The following is a 16,310-nucleotide window of genomic DNA, read 5'->3' as shown; positions in this document are numbered from 1 at the left end:
AAAAACACTTAGTTAATGTGAGTATCTTGTTAGTGCAGCACCAATACCTATAAGTGAATTGTCACCGACATTTTTCTTTTGGATGATTGAGATATTTAATTCAATCCATGAATTTTTTCCAATACTAGTTTATCCACTGATTTCTGGTCACGTATTCAACCCGTTGATAGTGGTGTATAATTCCCCTTTTTTCGGAGAAATTAAATGGCGATGGTTGAAGTAAAATGTCGATTTTGTCAACAAACAGCATTCGTCAAAAAACACGGTAAAGGCGATGCGGGACATCAACGCTATCGTTGTTTATCCCGCAAATGAACCTTTCAACTTGAGTACGCCTATCGAGCATGCACAGCAGGAATTAAAGAACAAGTCGTTGAACTTGCTATGAACAACTTTGGTATCCGTGATACTGCCCGTGCATTACATATCAGTATCAATGTTGTCATACGAGTTTTAAAAAACTCAAACCGCGAGGTGTAACAGCACTTCCATTGGAACATGTCAATGTTCAGCTCATTTGCGAAGTTGACGAAATGTGGTCATTTGTCGGGAATAAAAAGTACCAACGCTGGCTATGGTACGCCTGGGACCTCGGCTAAAGCGTATCATCGCTCACACGTTTGGAAGGCGGAACAAGAAAACGCTGAAAAAGCTTCTGAAAAAATTATCGCAATTCAATGTTGATTTTTGGTGTACAGATAAGTTTAAAGCTTACAATATTTTGCTTAAAAATGAACACCTCGTCGGGAAAAGTTTCACGCAACGCATCGAACGTGAAAATCTTACACTTCGTAACAGAATTAAACGATTGAACCGTAAAACACTCGGCTACTCAAAATCCTCTGAAATGCATGACAAAATCATCGGGACTTTTATTGAAAGAGAATATTATCTTTAAGATAAATCAACGGATTGAATACGTGACCAAAAGTTTTTAGAGGCTTCCTATAGTTATAGTATTTTTTTATGGGGAGTACCTTTATAGATAAAAATGAGGATAAATATAGGTAAGTAGAATATTAAACTAAATGGTAAAAATTTAAGGTGTAATGCCAAGCTTGTTGAGAATAGTAAAAAAATAATGATGTATCTTATATATGTTGATACTAATAAAATACTATTAAGCAAAGCAGCTAAAAAAATAAATAAAAATACTATGGATAAAAAGTAACCTTCTGATATATTGATAGTTAAAATATAAAGAATGATATTTAATGAAGCTAAAATAATGAAAATTTTTTTTGTATTTTTTAAATATTTTTCATAGCCTTTTATTGCTAAGTTTCGGCGTAATGCTATACCAAAAACTGCTGCTATTGGGTCATATAGTATAGAAAAGTATTTAATTGTCTTTTCTGGAAATTCATTAGACATGTAAAAGCCATTTGAAAGTATTTTAAAAATCATATTTTTAAATAAAAATAATGCTAATAAATAGTCAACTCCAGATAAAACATTAAAACTCATCCAATTAAATTTTGTTTTTTTTATTTGAAATGCTAATGCTATAGATTTTATATTAAAAATTATGATTAGCATAGTTGTCAATAACTCCCTAAAAATTATATTTAGGAGAAATTGTATATCTGTTATATGACCTGTAAAAAATAAGATTGCACATATAATTGAGCTACTTGTTGAAGATAAATTTTCCTTTAAAATAAAACTGTCTATATCTATTATTTCACCATAAACAGTTAATATAAGGCGAATTGGAAATAGCGAAAGACTAATTGATAGAATAAGTAAATTTATATTTGCATCAAAGTTAATTAAAGAATAAATGAATCCTAATGCAACAAAAATGAAAGACCATAATAAATATGAATATATGTCTTTTTTGTTTTTTATTATAGAAACTTTTAAAGGAAATAAAAGCATTCCATAAAAAAATTCAATCAATATTAAATATTGAAATTGTAAATTAATTAATTTTTCAGGCATCCAAAGAGCAAGTGCAGAACTGTAGACAGATACACTTATTGCTTTTGCAATAAAAAAGCTCCCATAAGTATATAAGAACTTTTTCATGGAATTAAGTTTTCACGAATAAAAGAGGTTATTTCTTCGTCTAAGAATGGTATATCCGGCATGTGTTTATTTTCGTATTCAGTTATATTCAAAATTTTCATTAAGTCTTCGTTTGTTTCATAAAAATCATCAACATACATTTTCCATTCTGTTTGCATTGCATAATTAGGATTTGATACGATATTTAATTTAAAATATAAATATTCCCATAATTTAACTGGTGCACATAATTTTGTATTTAAAGGTTCATTTTCATATTGTAGTAGACCAATATCTGCCTGATCATAAAAATAGTTTATTTGTTTTCTAGGTAATGGCCCTAAAAAAGATACGTTGCGCATGGAGTTGAAATGTTCATTGCTACAGTATTTATTATGACCAATCAAAATTAAATGATGGTTTTTTGATGTTGCTAGCTGTGAAGATATTTTTTCTAGGTTTCGACCTTTTTGTATGGAACCGGCATAAATAATTATTTTTTTATTATTCGATTTTAACATTTTAATAAGATTGATATGTTTCTCATTCGGAGTTTCTATCGAGAGTGAATTTGATTCTGGGTAATTATAAATAACTATAGATTTATATTTTATATAGCTTCTATTTCTATTTTTTAGATAAAAATTTAATCTATTTTGTGATGGAAATATTATTTTAAAAGCTTTTTTTTGTGTATGCCGATGCGCAAATGAGAAAGTTAAATTTCTTATTTTGTTTTTTAAATTGTTATTTGGCAATTGATATTCATACATTTCTAAAGAATAAAAAATTATCTTTTTATGGTTGATTTTTAATTTATATACACAATATAAAAAAGTTATAGGGTCATCTACAATTATCCAGCTAGCATTTTTATAATTATCATGAGATATATAAAAATGAAGAAACCAAGGATTTAATTTTCTTATTTGAATGTCTTGTTCATTATTGATTTTCTTTATAGCTGTAGTAAGAGCGACTAAAACAGGATGGGTGAATGGATTATTGCGAGTAATAAAACTAATCATGAGGTAATAGGTCTCAATTAATTAACAAAATTTTTAAGTAATATTTTGGCTATATTTTTACATGCTTCACCGTTCCCATATGGATTGTGAGATTTACTCATATTTAGATATAAACTATCATTATTTAATAGTTCAGTTACAGTGTTATAGATTTCATTTATTGACGTACCTACTAATTTAACAGTTCCTGCTGCTATTGCTTCTGGTCTTTCGGTAGAATTTCTCATTACTAAAACAGGTTTTCCTAATGATGGTGCTTCTTCTTGTATACCACCAGAATCCGTTAAGATAATATGCGATCTATTCATCAAATATACAAATGAATCATATGTCTGTGGTGATATTAAATAAATATTTTTTTGTCCAAAAAGGATTTTTTCTACAACATCTTTCACATTAGGATTTAGATGTACAGGATATATAAAACATATATCTTTATTCTTGTGTGCAAGTAATTTAATTGCATGGCAAATGTTTTGAAAACCTTGTCCAAAGTTTTCTCTCCGGTGCCCTGTAATTAAAATGGTTTTTTTGTATTTGTTCATGAAGCCAAATTCATAATCAAATTTGGTTTGTAAGACGGTATTTTCTGATATTATATTTTTCATCTCTAAAAGAGAATCAATTACTGTATTACCAGTAATAAAAATTGTATCAGAATTAATGTTTTCTGATATTAAATTATCTCTGGCTGTTACTGTTGGTGTAAAATGCAGACAAGCCAATGAAGAAACAAGTTTTCTATTTGCTTCCTCAGGCCATGGTGAGTTTATATTACCAGTTCTTAAACCAGCTTCGATATGTCCTACTTTGACTTTGTGATAAAATGCACTTAAGCTGGCTGCAAATGTTGTAGTTGTATCACCATGTACAAGTACCAAGTCGGGTTTTTCTTCGACAATGACAGATTTTAATTTGGTTAAAATATTACATGTTACCGATGTTAAATCCTGACTTGATTCCATAACGTTTAAATCTATATCAGGTACTATATTAAATAAATTTAAAACTTGATCTAACATATCACGGTGTTGCCCTGTTACACAAACTCGTACATTAAAGCTTGAATGTTTTTTTAATTCGTGAATGAGAGAAGCCATTTTTATTGCTTCAGGGCGAGTACCAAATACTAGTAAAATTTTCATAATTTATTATTTTTTCCTTCAATGATTTTTTTTAATTCGTCGACATCTTTGTAGGGTTGAGTATCACCGATAAAATAATTTTTATAAGGTAAATATAAATTTATAATATTATTATTTGCAGATAAACCATGTTTATAACTTATAACTACATATATTAAAATAAAAAAAACACTAAAAATTCTTAAATTTTTAGTTAATTTGTTAAGTATCATTATAATCATAATCGGTTCACAGATTCCAAACATCAATAAATATCTAGATGCTGTAAGTTGACTTATCATGAATATGGAATAAATAGAAAATGAAAATATTGAAATAATCCAGCATGTGTATGCATATGATTTTTTTTCTGTTATTTCTTTCTTATATAAGATATTAAATACAATTAATAAAAATATTTTCTTTATTAGTTGATATGAAATAAATATAGTTCCAAATCGTGTATAGTTGATTATTTTAGAAAGATAATGGCTTTGCGCTGCAAATTCTAGGAAGATTGGATTTTCTCTGTTAAAGATTAATATAAATCCAATAGATACTGACATGAATAGAAAAAGAAAGATGTTTCTTTTCATCAAAAATGGCAATATTATAGCTGCAATGAGGGAATTATGAAATAAAAAACCAATCCCTATGAAGCAGTAATATTTAAAAAAATTCCTATTATTTAAATATACAGTCGCTAAAAAGAAAAAAGAACAGGCTATTGCGAATCTTATTGAACCTAACTCTTGATATACTATAAAAGAGGAAAAGTATATTAAAAAATAATATCCATAGTTAATATCATAAAGATTTTTTCTCTTTATTTTATATAACGTATAGAACTTAATTAATATTGCTATAGATGATGCAGCAAAAAATACTGAAAATGGTTCAAATAGACAATATTTGAAAGCTACCATCATCCAATAGAATGCCACTTCAAAAACTGGATTTGGGTTTTCTAAGTTTATGTTATTAAATATTTTTACATATGAATTATAATCTCCTCTAGATATAGCACCGGATATTGTGATTATTAAAATAATTAATAAAATAAATCGAATAAGTAACTTATTTGTACGATTCTTCTGAAGTTGTTCTACTATTCCCAAGCAGAAAACACTTAAAAGTATTAAATAATATGGTAACATTACTTTTACTTCATTTTTAATGAGTATATTAAATGTTATATTTTTTATTTAAGATAACTAATTAATTTATCTGCAACATTTAATATTTGTTTTTCTGTTAAGTATGGATGCATAGGTAAACTAATAACTTCTTGTACGATTTGATCTCCAACAGGAAGAATTACATTACTAGCAACTGCAGGTTGTTTATTCAAAGGTAGGGGGTAATGAACCGCTGTAGGGATACCTTTTTCCTTTAATTTTGTTTGCAATTCATCGCGATCTTTAACACGAATAGTATATTGGGCATACGCAGATATATTATGCGATTCTATATAAGGAGTTGTCATAATCCCAATTTCGTTTAAAGCATTATCGTAGTTTTTGGCAACAACCTGTCGCAGTTCCATCTCTTCATCAAATATTTTGAGTTTTGGTAACAGAATAGCGGCTTGTAATGTATCTAAACGACTATTAACACCAACTCTTATATGATGATATCTTCTGTCTTGTCCATGACGAGCAATTTGACGAACAATTTTTGCTAATTCTTCATCGCTTGTAAAAATAGCACCACCATCACCGTAGCATCCTAGTGGTTTACTTGGAAAAAAGCTTGTACATGCAATGGTTGTTAAGTTACAAGAACGCTTACCTTTATATGTTGCTCCAAAACTTTGGGCTGCATCTTCTATAACGGTAATATTATGTTTTTCTGCTATTGCATTGATTTCGTCAAAATCAGCACATTGACCATATAAAGAAACAGGAATAATCGCTTTAGTTCTTGGAGTTATAGCTGCTTCTAATAGTGCAGGATCTAAATTATAAGTTGTTGGCTTTACATCAACATATACAGGAATACCGCCTAAAAGCGCAACTGTTTCAGCGGTGGCAATATAAGTAAACCCAGGAGTGATGACTTCATCACCGGGTTTGATGCCAATAGCCATTAAGGCAATTTGTAGAGCATCAGTTCCATTTGCACATGTGATACAATATTTTGCTCCAGTATATTCAACGAGTTTTTCTTCTAATTCTGAGACTTCTGGGCCTAGAATATATTTTCCATGCGCTAATACTTTTTGGATATTTTCGTTTATTTTATCTTTTATTTTCAGTTGTTGTGCTGCTAGATCTGTGAATTGCATTATATATTCTTCCTGTATTATTTGATTCTTTTTACACTGTTATCATCTAATTGATAGATATGCCCTGTATAAGGACATGTTGTAGTGGCTTTTCCATGCAATGGTAGATCTAACTGTTCACCAAATTCACTCATCCAACCTATTTGTTTTGCCGGGACTCCTACCATCAATGCATAATTAGGAACATCTTTATTGACAACAGCTCCTGCACCAATAAAAGCATAAGAACCAATTGTTGTTCCACAAACTATCGTACAGTTGGCTCCTAAGGTTGCCCCTTTTTTTACTAAAGTATTTTTATATTCATTCTTTCTTTCGATGAAAGAACGGGGATTATAGACATTAGTAAAAACCATACTTGGACCACAAAAAACACCATCTTCTAAATTAACATTATCATAGATAGAAACATTATTTTGTATTTTACAGTGATTTCCAATAATTACTTTGTTTCCGATAAATACATTTTGTCCCAAAGAACAACTTTCTCCGATTTTAGCTCCAGAACAAACATGTGTAAAATGCCAGACACGGCTGTTTTTGCCAATTCTGGCGCCATCATCAATAATTGCACTTGAATGGATCATGACATTTTCTATAGTTGACATAATAAATTGTCTTAATTAGTACACTAGAGGCAAAGATACTGTTTTGTTATCTCTGGCAGCAAGATAAGCAGCGATTAGTAATTCAAGAGATTTTAATCCTTCCCGCCCGTCAGTTATTGGTTCTGCTTCTCCTCTCATTACATCGATAACATTTTTATAATATAATGGATGTCCAAAACCGTATACCGAAGTTGTTTCGTAATTGGCATTTTTTACTTGTTGGTCGTAATCTTTTTCGTCAGCAAAATTCCACTCTTGAATTTCGTTAACGGCTAGACCTCCAACTCTAACACTTCCTTTTTCCCCTAATATAGTTATAGAGCCTTCTAGGTTTTTAGGATAAGTACACATAGTAACAGCCACTGAGCCTAATGCACCGTTTCGCCACCTAATATTTAGTACACCAGTATCTTCAGCTTCAATGTCTAAGTGTGTAGACATCATTGCTTGAATATCTTTGACTGGACCAATGAGCCATTCTAATAAATCAACATAATGGCTAGCCTGGTTCATGAATGCACCACCATCAAATTCCCATGTACCACGCCATGCTGCTTGATCGTAGTAATCTTGAGGGCGTGTCCAAAATACATTGAGATGAACCATATTGATTTGACCAAAACGCTTTTCTTCTACCGCACGTTTTAGCAGTTGAAGAGTTACATTTAAGCGATTTTGTTTGACTACAAACAAGCGCTTGCCAGCTTTATCGGCAGCTTTAACCATTTTCTCTCCATCAGAAAAACGAGTTGCCATGGGTTTTTCAGTAATCACATGGAAACCTTTCTCTAGGCAAGCAACGGCTTGTTCAGGATGGAGTCCCGAAGGTGTTGTTAGGATGATAATATCCGCTGAAATGTTATCTAGCATATTATGTAGATTATCAAATCCCTTAGCCCCTGTTTTTTCTATGGCTGTATTAAGAGCAACAGGATCTGTATCACAAACAGCAACTAATTCAGCATTATTTTTATGTACTTCTAAAGAGTTAAAATGATTTTTAGAGATTCTTCCACATCCAACTAATGCAAATTTTATTTTTCTATCTGTAATAGTATCAAACATATTTAATCCCAAATTAAGCTTTTGTTACATTATTATGTTCAGGAGAATATTTCCCACGAGTATCAACAATTAATTTTGCATTATTAATTATTAGGTTATAGTCAAACTTATCGTGGTCTGTTGCTAAGATAATACAATCGAATTCTTTTAAATTATTTTCAGTTATAGCTTGACTTGTTAAATCAAAGTGATGTTCACGCATTTTAGGAAAAGCAGGAACGTGTGGATCTGAATACTCTACTAATGCACCTAAGTCCCTTAATCTTTCCATTATATGGACTGATGGGCTTTCCCTCATATCATCAACATTTTTCTTATATGCAATTCCTAATACAAGTACACGACTTCCATTAATGGATTTGTTAGCTTTGTTCAGGGCTAAGACTGTTTTAGTGACAACATAATCTGGCATTGATGAATTAACTTCACCGGAAAGCTCAATAAAACGAGTATTGATACCGTACTCTCTGGCTTTCCATGTTAAATAGAAGGGATCGATAGGGATACAATGACCACCTAACCCTGGCCCTGGATAGTAAGGTACAAAGCCAAATGGTTTTGTTGCAGCCGCTCTGATGACTTCATGTATATCAATGCCCATTTTGTCTGCAACTAGTTTCATTTCATTGACGAGGCCTATATTAACGGCTCTATGTATATTCTCAAGCAGCTTAGTCATTTCAGCCGCTTTTGTGGAGCTAACGGGAACAACTCGGTCAATAGCAGGTTGATAAACGGCAATACCCGCTCTTAGGCAGTTTTCTGTGTGTCCACCAATGACTTTTGGGATTGTTCTAGTTTCGAAATCTGGATTACCCGGATCTTCGCGTTCTGGTGAATAGACGAGGAATATATCTTCACCAACTTTTAAACCATTTTCCTCTACTCTTGGTAATAGTTCTTCTTCAGTTGTTCCCGGATAAGTTGTACTTTCTAAAGAAAGTACCTGACCTTGCCTTAGGAATGGTTTCACCATATCTGTTGTATTTATGACGAAACTCATATCAGGCTCTCTGTATTTATTTAATGGTGTTGGTACACAGAGAATAATTGCATCGCATTCGGAAATTCTTGAAAAGTCTGTTGTTGCTTCAAAACCGGTTTCAATGGCCTTTTGAATTTTAGAAGAAGAAATATGCTCAATATAGCTTAGACCTTGGCTTAACTTATCCGTTTTGTTTTTATCTATATCAAAACCGATAACTTTAAAACCAATATCATTGTATCGCAGCATTAAAGGTAGTCCGACATACCCTAACCCAACAATAGCTATATTTGCATTTTTATTATTAAACTTGTTAATTAATTGATTCAGAAATGACATGTTATAGGCCTTTGATATACCATATAAAATTAAGCTAAAAAAATGTTCTTAGATTAAGAGCATTTTTTTAGTTCATATGAGAACTAATTTGAAAGAGATAACAGGAAAGTGGAGTGATGATTGAATTTTTGAACAAGATTAAAACTGCATCAAAGCTACCGCACTAGGTTACGGCTCCCAGAGTGCCTGTCATATGTAACAATTTGACTTATCCAATTAATATAAAAGGAATTTTCTGCTTAACAAAAATTAACATATCAACAATTTGTGTTAAGCAGCGACGAGATTAGTCCCTCGCCGCATTGAGGTCAAGTATAATAGCTTTTTTCTTTAACGGTTACATCTTGTAATTAGCTAAATTTCAAGGCGAAAGCCGCCTATCTTCCATGCAATGGCAGCCAAATCATCAACCGTAGTCCCCCCAATGGGCTATCTTCTGCTTTCACCCAGCCGCGATGCTGGCTGACTGCTGTTTCAACTATCGCCAACCCTAATCCGGTTCCACCGGACTCTCTATCCCGTGCTTCATCCGTTCGATAAAACGGGCGGAAGATATGTTCGCGGTCTTCTGGGCTGACTCCTGGCCCATCATCATCAACACTAATCGTCACGCCTTGGTTATCTGCCGTAAATGCAACGGCGATATGGTTGCTGGAGTAACGCAGTGCATTGCGGACGATGTTTTCCAGTGCGCTGCCGAGTGCGGCCGGGTTGCAGTAAATTATCCAGTTTCCGGGAGGTGATACGATATCCAGCGTCTTGCTCATCTGCTCGGCTTCAAATTTCGCATTTTCCAGGATGTCAGACCATATATCGTGGGCTTTGATATTCTCGCGCAGTAACTCGTTCTTATGTTGATTGCGGGAAAGTACTAGCAGGTCATTAATCATGCCATCTAAACGTTGGGTCTCTGTTTCGATACGCCCCAGCTCTTTGCTTTCACCGTGACGGCGGCGTAGTAAAGCCGTCGCTAATTGTAAGCGGGTAAGTGGCGTACGTAGTTCATGGGAGATATCGGAAATCAGCCGCTGTTGGGCGGTGACCATCCTTTCCAGTGCACTGATCATCTGGTTGAAACTACTGCCGGTCGCTAAAAACTCTTGTGGGCCGGATTCCAGCTCAGGGTGTTGCCGTAAGTTGCCTCTCGCAACGTCATCGGCGGCGTTTTTGAGTTTACGAGCGGGTTTTGCCAGGCTCCATGACAGCCACAAGAGTAATGGTGCGCTGATTAACATGGTGGCCGCAGGTAGTAAAAATGGTCGGTCAAACATCAAATTAATAAAATCTGATTGTGGGCTGCCTGCTGGTCTAATGATGTAAAGGTGGTAATGGTCTTCTCCATCACGGACAGAAAAAGGGCCGAGTATTTCCGAACGGCCATATTTTTTCTTTTTAGGGTGATCTGCATTATCGGATTGGCCGATAAAGTTGCGGATCACTTGTTGTTGGTGGGTCGGGGTATTGATGTCACTGATAAGCCCTTCACTGGAGACGAGGATCAGGCGCTGGCCTGGTGGAGTCCACAAGGCAATAGCGCGATCCAGACGTAGCCACCAGAATAGGTCATTCCCAGAGTCGTGTATTAATTCTTCTTCTACTTGTTTTGCCAGTTTTGTTCCCAATTGATATTCACTGTCCAAAAGAGGCGTTAACTGCCGTGAGTCCAGTTTGGGCGCCATTAAGGCGATCATCAGGACAAGTGCAAGCGTGAACCAAAAAATTGCGAATATACGGGCCGTCAAGCTATTGATCATTTTGAGGAAACCATTAAGTATCCACGGCCGCGTAATGTCTTAAACCATGGTAGTCCATCTGTTCTGTTTGGTAATTTACGGCGTAGATTCGAAATATGCATATCAATAGCCCGATCAAAAGGTGTTAAGCGTTTTCCCAATACTTCCTGGCTTAAATGTTCACGGGAAACAACTTGTCCCAAATGTTGTGCGAGTAAATAAAGCAGGGTGAATTCCGTGCCAGTGAGATCTAAAATCGTACCACCAAAACTGGCTTCCTGGCGTCCGGGGTTAAGTTGCAGTTTATCGATCTCCAGTATCGGTGTTCCAACGTCAGCTTGTTGTTCACTCCAGTTGGAACGGCGCAAAATGGCACGTATACGGGCGACCAGTTCACGATCGTTAAACGGTTTGGGGAGATAGTCATCCGCTCCCAGTTCTAATCCCAAAACGCGGTCTAAATCGCTGCCACGAGCCGTTAACATGATAACGGGGGTTTGATGGTATTGCCGTAGCTCTTTCAGCGTCTCAATGCCGTTCTTGCGCGGCATCATGATGTCCAGCAACAATAGGTCAATTGAAGAATCGATGTATTGTAAAGCCTGTTCGCCATCGTAGGCGATGACAACATTGAATCCTTCCATTTCGAGCAATTCTTTTAATAGCGATGTCAGCTCGCGGTCATCATCAACTAATAAGATTTTATGCATTAATTCTTCCTCCAAGAGCAAAATACGATAACAAACTTCGCTATTCCATGACTTTACGTTCTTTTACACGCTCTGACGCTAGTTTGCAGCCGTAGGGTTATAGTTATCCGCACTGAATCGAATGCTGCTGTTCGAGAAAGCGAGGAAATTTAATGCGTAACATAGCAATATTGGCTTTAGCGTCAATGGTTGTCGTCGGAACAACGGAAGCTTTAGCTAAAACTGCTGATACGGATCATATTCCTGAGGTTAGTTCCTACACTCCGCACCCATATTGTATGTCATATGGTTATAAGAGGAACTTTAATCATCACCGGGATGGTCAATATAACTATAGTTATATCTTCGGTGGAATAGCGTTAACTGAACAGCAACGTGAACAGATGTGGAATTTAGTCAAACAGCAGCATCAGTATGAGCAGCCGCTGATTGATATGCGAACTGAGCATCGTAAGTTGAATGCGCTTTTGACAGCAGAGGATTTTGATGAAGCTGAGGTTCGTTCGCAGCTTGAAAAAATAGCCGAAAAGAATGTTGCTCTGAATGTAGAAATTGCGCGTGTTAGTAATCAGGTTTATCAACTGTTAACACCCGAGCAGAAAGAGCTGCTAAAAGATCGTCTAAAAAAACGAATACGAATGTGACGCTCGAAAAGTGAACTGACTTTTTGTTACGCCGTAGCAGCAATAACGATTTTCCTTGCCATAGACACCATCCCTGTCTTTCAGCCCCCTTGAGGGGCTTTTTTTTGTCATAAATTACAGTTTACTTGCATAAACTGGCCTTTTTTTATCTAATCCGATGAATGATTTCTACTGACTGTTTTCTCATGAAAAAATTTGTTTTTGTTGCACCTGAATTTCATTCTATTCCCCCAAACTATGCCGCCGCAGTAGAGTGGTGGATTTATAACGTAGCCAAAATCAGTCAGGCTGATAATTTAATTATTTGTAAAGGGGAAAGAACAGAGGAAATAGTAGAGAAAATCAGTGAATATGCCACCATTCACAGAATACACACGAGTGCAATCTATAAACGCTTTTTTAGAAAGTGGTCTCGCTTAGATCCTTACCCTTATGCCAAAAGGGTGATAGATATTGTTATGCGTTATCACAGTCCAGATGATGAGAGGCCGATTCTGATCATTCAAAATTCTATTGCACTTTATAATTCTTTGAAGCAGTTTTACCCAGAAAAACTGATGGTACTTCATCTGCATAACAAACATAAAGTGGTTGATTTAGGGTCTGAAACAAAGCTCATTACGCCTAGTCATTTTTTAGCTGATTTTTTTCGTTCAGAAGCGAAGATTGAGAATATCAAAGTAGTTCCGAATGGTATTGATAAGGAATTTTATAAACAGGGAGTTAGCTGGAAAAGAGACCGTTTTGGACTAAGAAGTGACGAAACCGTCATCTTGTATGCTGGCCGATTAGATAAGGGTAAAGGTGTTATTGAACTCATGGATGCAGTCAATTTGCTGCACAAAAAAGATCAAAATATCAAGCTGCTTTTGATTGGTGATCATGCAACGGTTAAAAAAGGCGAACGCGAAGCTTATCGGAAAAAAGTGTTGGATAAAGCCGCAAAAATGGCTGATAGCTGTATTCTTGCAGGGAGTATACCGCCGGCAGAGATGCACCAAGTATATCCACTGGCTGATTTAACGGTGGTTCCCTCATTGGGAGAAGAAGCCTTTTGTATGGTCGCCCTGGAGTCAATGGCATGTGGTGTATCCGTTTTGGTCAGCCCCAGAGGAGGAATAAAAGAGTTTGTGATCCCCGAAAGTACGGGATTTTTACTGGAAGAACCCTTGTCTCCAGAAAGCATTGCCAAAGATATTTTGGATACGTTGTTGCAAGATAATTTAAACATGGTTGCTGAACATGCCAAAGAAACAGTAATAAGCCAATACGATTGGCGTAATGTCAGTGTGTCTTTATCAAAAGCGTTAGCTGAGTGGTTTTAACTATTTTAGCGTCATTTTGGGCTATCCAAAAAATTGAATAGCCCTCAGGGCAGTTAAGCTTTATTCCATCTTTTTGAGCACAATGCGGCCAGTAAGCCAAGGTAAATCCCCAAAATGTTCAAATGAACACTTTCAAAGTTCCCTCTGACAATAAAATATCCAAAGAAAGAGATAAGCAAGATTAGCCCAGCTTGCTTATTGCAGCTGGTGCTTGTGTTCCACTCTTGAGCCGATTGTTTCAGATAAAAGAAGATTAAAAATAAAAAGGCGCCTATCCCCAATAGGCCGGCAGAAAACCAAATTGTCAGGAAAATATTATGAGGCCCAAGGGAAGTTTGATATGTCCAATCAGGGTAATTTTTAGCGCTCTCATTATAAAGCTGGTCATAGATCTTGTTGCCAGCACCATAGCCTTTGATAGGATTTTCCAGAATTAAGGTAAGTGCTGAACCTTGTGTGCCATTGCTATATCGGTGACTGCTATCAGTTTGCTCCAGCTTGTAAGTCAAAGCAGAACCCTTACCAAGGTAATCAGATTTGATAGCCAATATGGCGGCGCAGATAAAAACAATGCTGGCAATGAACGTTTTCCAATTTTTATTCATGATTATCATCATGAAAAACATCACAAAAACGGCTAGCCATGCCCCTCTGGAAAGCGTTCCCAGTAACACAAAGAGTACGGATAAGATAAGTAACGTTGTCAGTACCAAGCGAACATAATTTTGGGGTTTTTGAAAATGCCAAAGAGCCACTAGTGCGGGAAAGAAGAAGACAATGCCATCCGACACACTGCGGTGGTTATAGTTGGTGAATGGCATGATATTGTTCTGATAATCCAGATAAAACAGGTACATTTCTTTCAGCGTAATGAATGACAACCCAAGCAGAAATGAACCCATAATCATTTTCTGGATTTTAAGTGTATCCGTATGACTTAATGCTAATGTAATGATGATACCGGAGAGAACGACATCTCTGAAAAAAGGTGTTTTTATTTCACTGAAACTGAGTCTGGGATCAGGTGAAATAACAATCGAATAGAGATAAGCCAAAGTTAATATTCCCAAAGCCAGTACGATATTGTTCTTCAACGCAGAGAGGCAGCCTTTGGGGTTTTTAATAAGAAAATAGAGTGCGGTTAATGCTATCAATGCAAAAAAGAGGTTTTTATAACGCGTGATGCCTGTTACATAAACAAGTGCGATGTAACCACCGACGAAAAAAGTACCCCAAGACAAGTGATTTTTGATAGTTTCTTTAAACATAGCCTTACCAGAATGGAAAATGGATTTCTGGCTGGTATTTTGTACCATTTTCACCAGACAGGCACGAATAAAAACACGATGTTACCTGTTGTTATTTTGACCAGTCTTGATTGTGTTACGTCCGATTATTCCGTTGTTTAAAAAATCTTATCACTGTCACTTCATATAAAAGGGATCAAAATACCCAATATGGATATTACAGGAGTTAGTGCTATGACAGATATCGATCATGATCTGATGCTATTGCTGGGAGGGATATTTGGGATATTAGTTATCGCCAGTGTGATTGGTGGTATTTTGGCCTTGTGGTATTCGGGGGGAAAAAGCAATGCCACTATCGATAACCTGAATGCCCGGATTCGTGGCTGGTGGATGATGTGTATCATCTGTGTCCTGGCTATTGTAATTGGGCCAATAGGTTCGATTATTTTGTTTGCAGTGATGTCATTTTTTGCCTTGCGTGAATTTATTACCCTAATGCCGACTCGCCGCAGTGATCATAAGGCGCTGTTTTGGTGTTTCTTTGTTTTTATCCCCGTGCAGTATGTTTTGGTTGGTATGCAATGGTATGGGTTATTTTCGGTTTTTATTCCCGTGTATGTCTGCCTGTTTTTGCCTGCCCGAACAGCTTTGGTTGGGGATACCACCCATTTTCTGGAACGAACCGCCAAAATCCAGTGGGGGATGTTGGTGACGGTATTTGCCATCAGCCATGCGCCCGCGTTGTTGATGCTGGATATCCCGGAATATGAGAATCAAAATATCAACTTATTGTTGTTCCTGATGATCGTGGTACAAATGTCCGATGTTTTGCAGTACGTATTCGGGAAATTATTGGGCAAACGCCCGATTGTACCGAAACTCAGTCCCAATAAGACGGTTGAGGGATTTGTTGGCGGAATTTTAGTGTCTGTACTGTTGGGAATGTCGTTGTTCTGGGTAACGCCTTTTTCCCCTTGGGAGGCGGGACTGATGTCGTTGGCAATCACCCTGCTGGGATTTATGGGGGGATTATGTATGTCGGCGATTAAACGAGACAGTGGAGTGAAGGATTTTGGTGGAATAATTGCAGGTCACGGTGGAGTGTTGGATAGAATCGACTCACTTTGCTTTGCCGCCCCTATATTTTTCTATCTGACGCGCTATTTTTATACCTAAGACAGAATAACCGAAAGGTGGTAGTC

The 16,310-nt window shown here is 36.0% G+C and carries 14 protein-coding genes and 1 pseudogene; 4 read left to right on the top strand and 11 right to left on the bottom strand.

Annotation, left to right across the window (positions count from 1 at the left end):
* Positions 1-204: 204 nt before the first annotated feature.
* Positions 205-898, top strand: a pseudogene (locus ABLA76_RS07305) (IS1 family transposase).
* 53 nt (positions 899-951) lie between these two features.
* Here ABLA76_RS07305 and ABLA76_RS07300 read toward each other — a convergent pair.
* From ABLA76_RS07300 to cpxR, 10 genes are all read right to left on the bottom strand, one after another.
* On the bottom strand, positions 952-2,031 hold the full coding sequence (locus ABLA76_RS07300; protein ID WP_348987422.1) for a hypothetical protein: 1,080 nt from the start codon (positions 2,029-2,031) through the stop codon (positions 952-954).
* Entirely contained in the window at positions 2,028-3,038 is a 1,011-nt protein-coding gene (locus ABLA76_RS07295; protein WP_348987421.1) for a hypothetical protein, read from the bottom strand. The genes ABLA76_RS07300 and ABLA76_RS07295 overlap by 4 nt, the downstream gene beginning before the upstream one ends.
* Before the next feature lie 17 nt (positions 3,039-3,055).
* The gene (gene wecB / locus ABLA76_RS07290; RefSeq protein WP_348987420.1) at positions 3,056-4,183 is read right to left on the bottom strand and encodes a UDP-N-acetylglucosamine 2-epimerase (non-hydrolyzing); all 1,128 of its coding nucleotides are present in this window, start codon (positions 4,181-4,183) and stop codon (positions 3,056-3,058) included.
* The gene (locus ABLA76_RS07285) at positions 4,180-5,319 is read right to left on the bottom strand and encodes an EpsG family protein (RefSeq protein WP_348987419.1); all 1,140 of its coding nucleotides are present in this window, start codon (positions 5,317-5,319) and stop codon (positions 4,180-4,182) included. Before ABLA76_RS07285 ends, wecB begins: the two co-directional genes overlap by 4 nt.
* A gap of 44 nt (positions 5,320-5,363) precedes the next feature.
* Positions 5,364-6,449 (bottom strand): DegT/DnrJ/EryC1/StrS family aminotransferase, encoded by a 1,086-nt coding sequence (locus ABLA76_RS07280; protein ID WP_348987418.1) that lies wholly within the window; start codon positions 6,447-6,449, stop codon positions 5,364-5,366.
* Between the two features lie 17 nt (positions 6,450-6,466).
* The gene (locus tag ABLA76_RS07275) at positions 6,467-7,057 is read right to left on the bottom strand and encodes an acyltransferase (RefSeq protein ID WP_348987417.1); all 591 of its coding nucleotides are present in this window, start codon (positions 7,055-7,057) and stop codon (positions 6,467-6,469) included.
* A 15-nt stretch (positions 7,058-7,072) separates the two neighbouring features.
* Complete coding sequence (locus ABLA76_RS07270; RefSeq protein WP_348987416.1) at positions 7,073-8,122, bottom strand: Gfo/Idh/MocA family oxidoreductase; 1,050 nt, start codon at positions 8,120-8,122, stop codon at positions 7,073-7,075.
* 13 nt (positions 8,123-8,135) lie between these two features.
* Positions 8,136-9,446 (bottom strand): nucleotide sugar dehydrogenase, encoded by a 1,311-nt coding sequence (locus ABLA76_RS07265; RefSeq protein ID WP_348987415.1) that lies wholly within the window; start codon positions 9,444-9,446, stop codon positions 8,136-8,138.
* A gap of 377 nt (positions 9,447-9,823) precedes the next feature.
* A complete protein-coding gene (cpxA, locus tag ABLA76_RS07260) occupies positions 9,824-11,200 on the bottom strand; it encodes an envelope stress sensor histidine kinase CpxA (protein ID WP_348987414.1) in 1,377 nt (458 codons plus the stop codon).
* Entirely contained in the window at positions 11,197-11,889 is a 693-nt protein-coding gene (cpxR, locus tag ABLA76_RS07255) for an envelope stress response regulator transcription factor CpxR (protein WP_047768645.1), read from the bottom strand. Before cpxR ends, cpxA begins: the two co-directional genes overlap by 4 nt.
* Positions 11,890-12,041: 152 nt before the next feature.
* Here cpxR and ABLA76_RS07250 point away from each other — a divergent pair, with 152 nt between their 5' ends.
* Positions 12,042-12,533 (top strand): Spy/CpxP family protein refolding chaperone, encoded by a 492-nt coding sequence (locus ABLA76_RS07250; RefSeq protein WP_348987413.1) that lies wholly within the window; start codon positions 12,042-12,044, stop codon positions 12,531-12,533.
* Positions 12,534-12,718: 185 nt separating this feature from the next.
* Positions 12,719-13,858: a glycosyltransferase gene (locus tag ABLA76_RS07245; protein WP_348987412.1), complete on the top strand. Its 1,140-nt coding sequence runs from the start codon at positions 12,719-12,721 to the stop codon at positions 13,856-13,858.
* Positions 13,859-13,911: 53 nt separating this feature from the next.
* Here ABLA76_RS07245 and rfaL read toward each other — a convergent pair whose 3' ends face one another.
* On the bottom strand, positions 13,912-15,126 hold the full coding sequence (gene rfaL, locus ABLA76_RS07240) for an O-antigen ligase RfaL (RefSeq protein WP_348987411.1): 1,215 nt from the start codon (positions 15,124-15,126) through the stop codon (positions 13,912-13,914).
* Positions 15,127-15,339: 213 nt separating this feature from the next.
* Between rfaL and ABLA76_RS07235 the strand changes: the two genes are divergently transcribed.
* Positions 15,340-16,284 (top strand): phosphatidate cytidylyltransferase, encoded by a 945-nt coding sequence (locus ABLA76_RS07235; RefSeq protein ID WP_348987410.1) that lies wholly within the window; start codon positions 15,340-15,342, stop codon positions 16,282-16,284.
* The last annotated feature ends 26 nt before the right edge of the window (positions 16,285-16,310 follow it).

It is taken from the genome of Xenorhabdus sp. SGI240 (genome assembly GCF_040081915.1).
GTDB classification, from domain to species: domain Bacteria; phylum Pseudomonadota; class Gammaproteobacteria; order Enterobacterales; family Enterobacteriaceae; genus Xenorhabdus; species Xenorhabdus bakwenae.
This window is presented reverse-complemented; position numbering and strand designations above follow the sequence as displayed.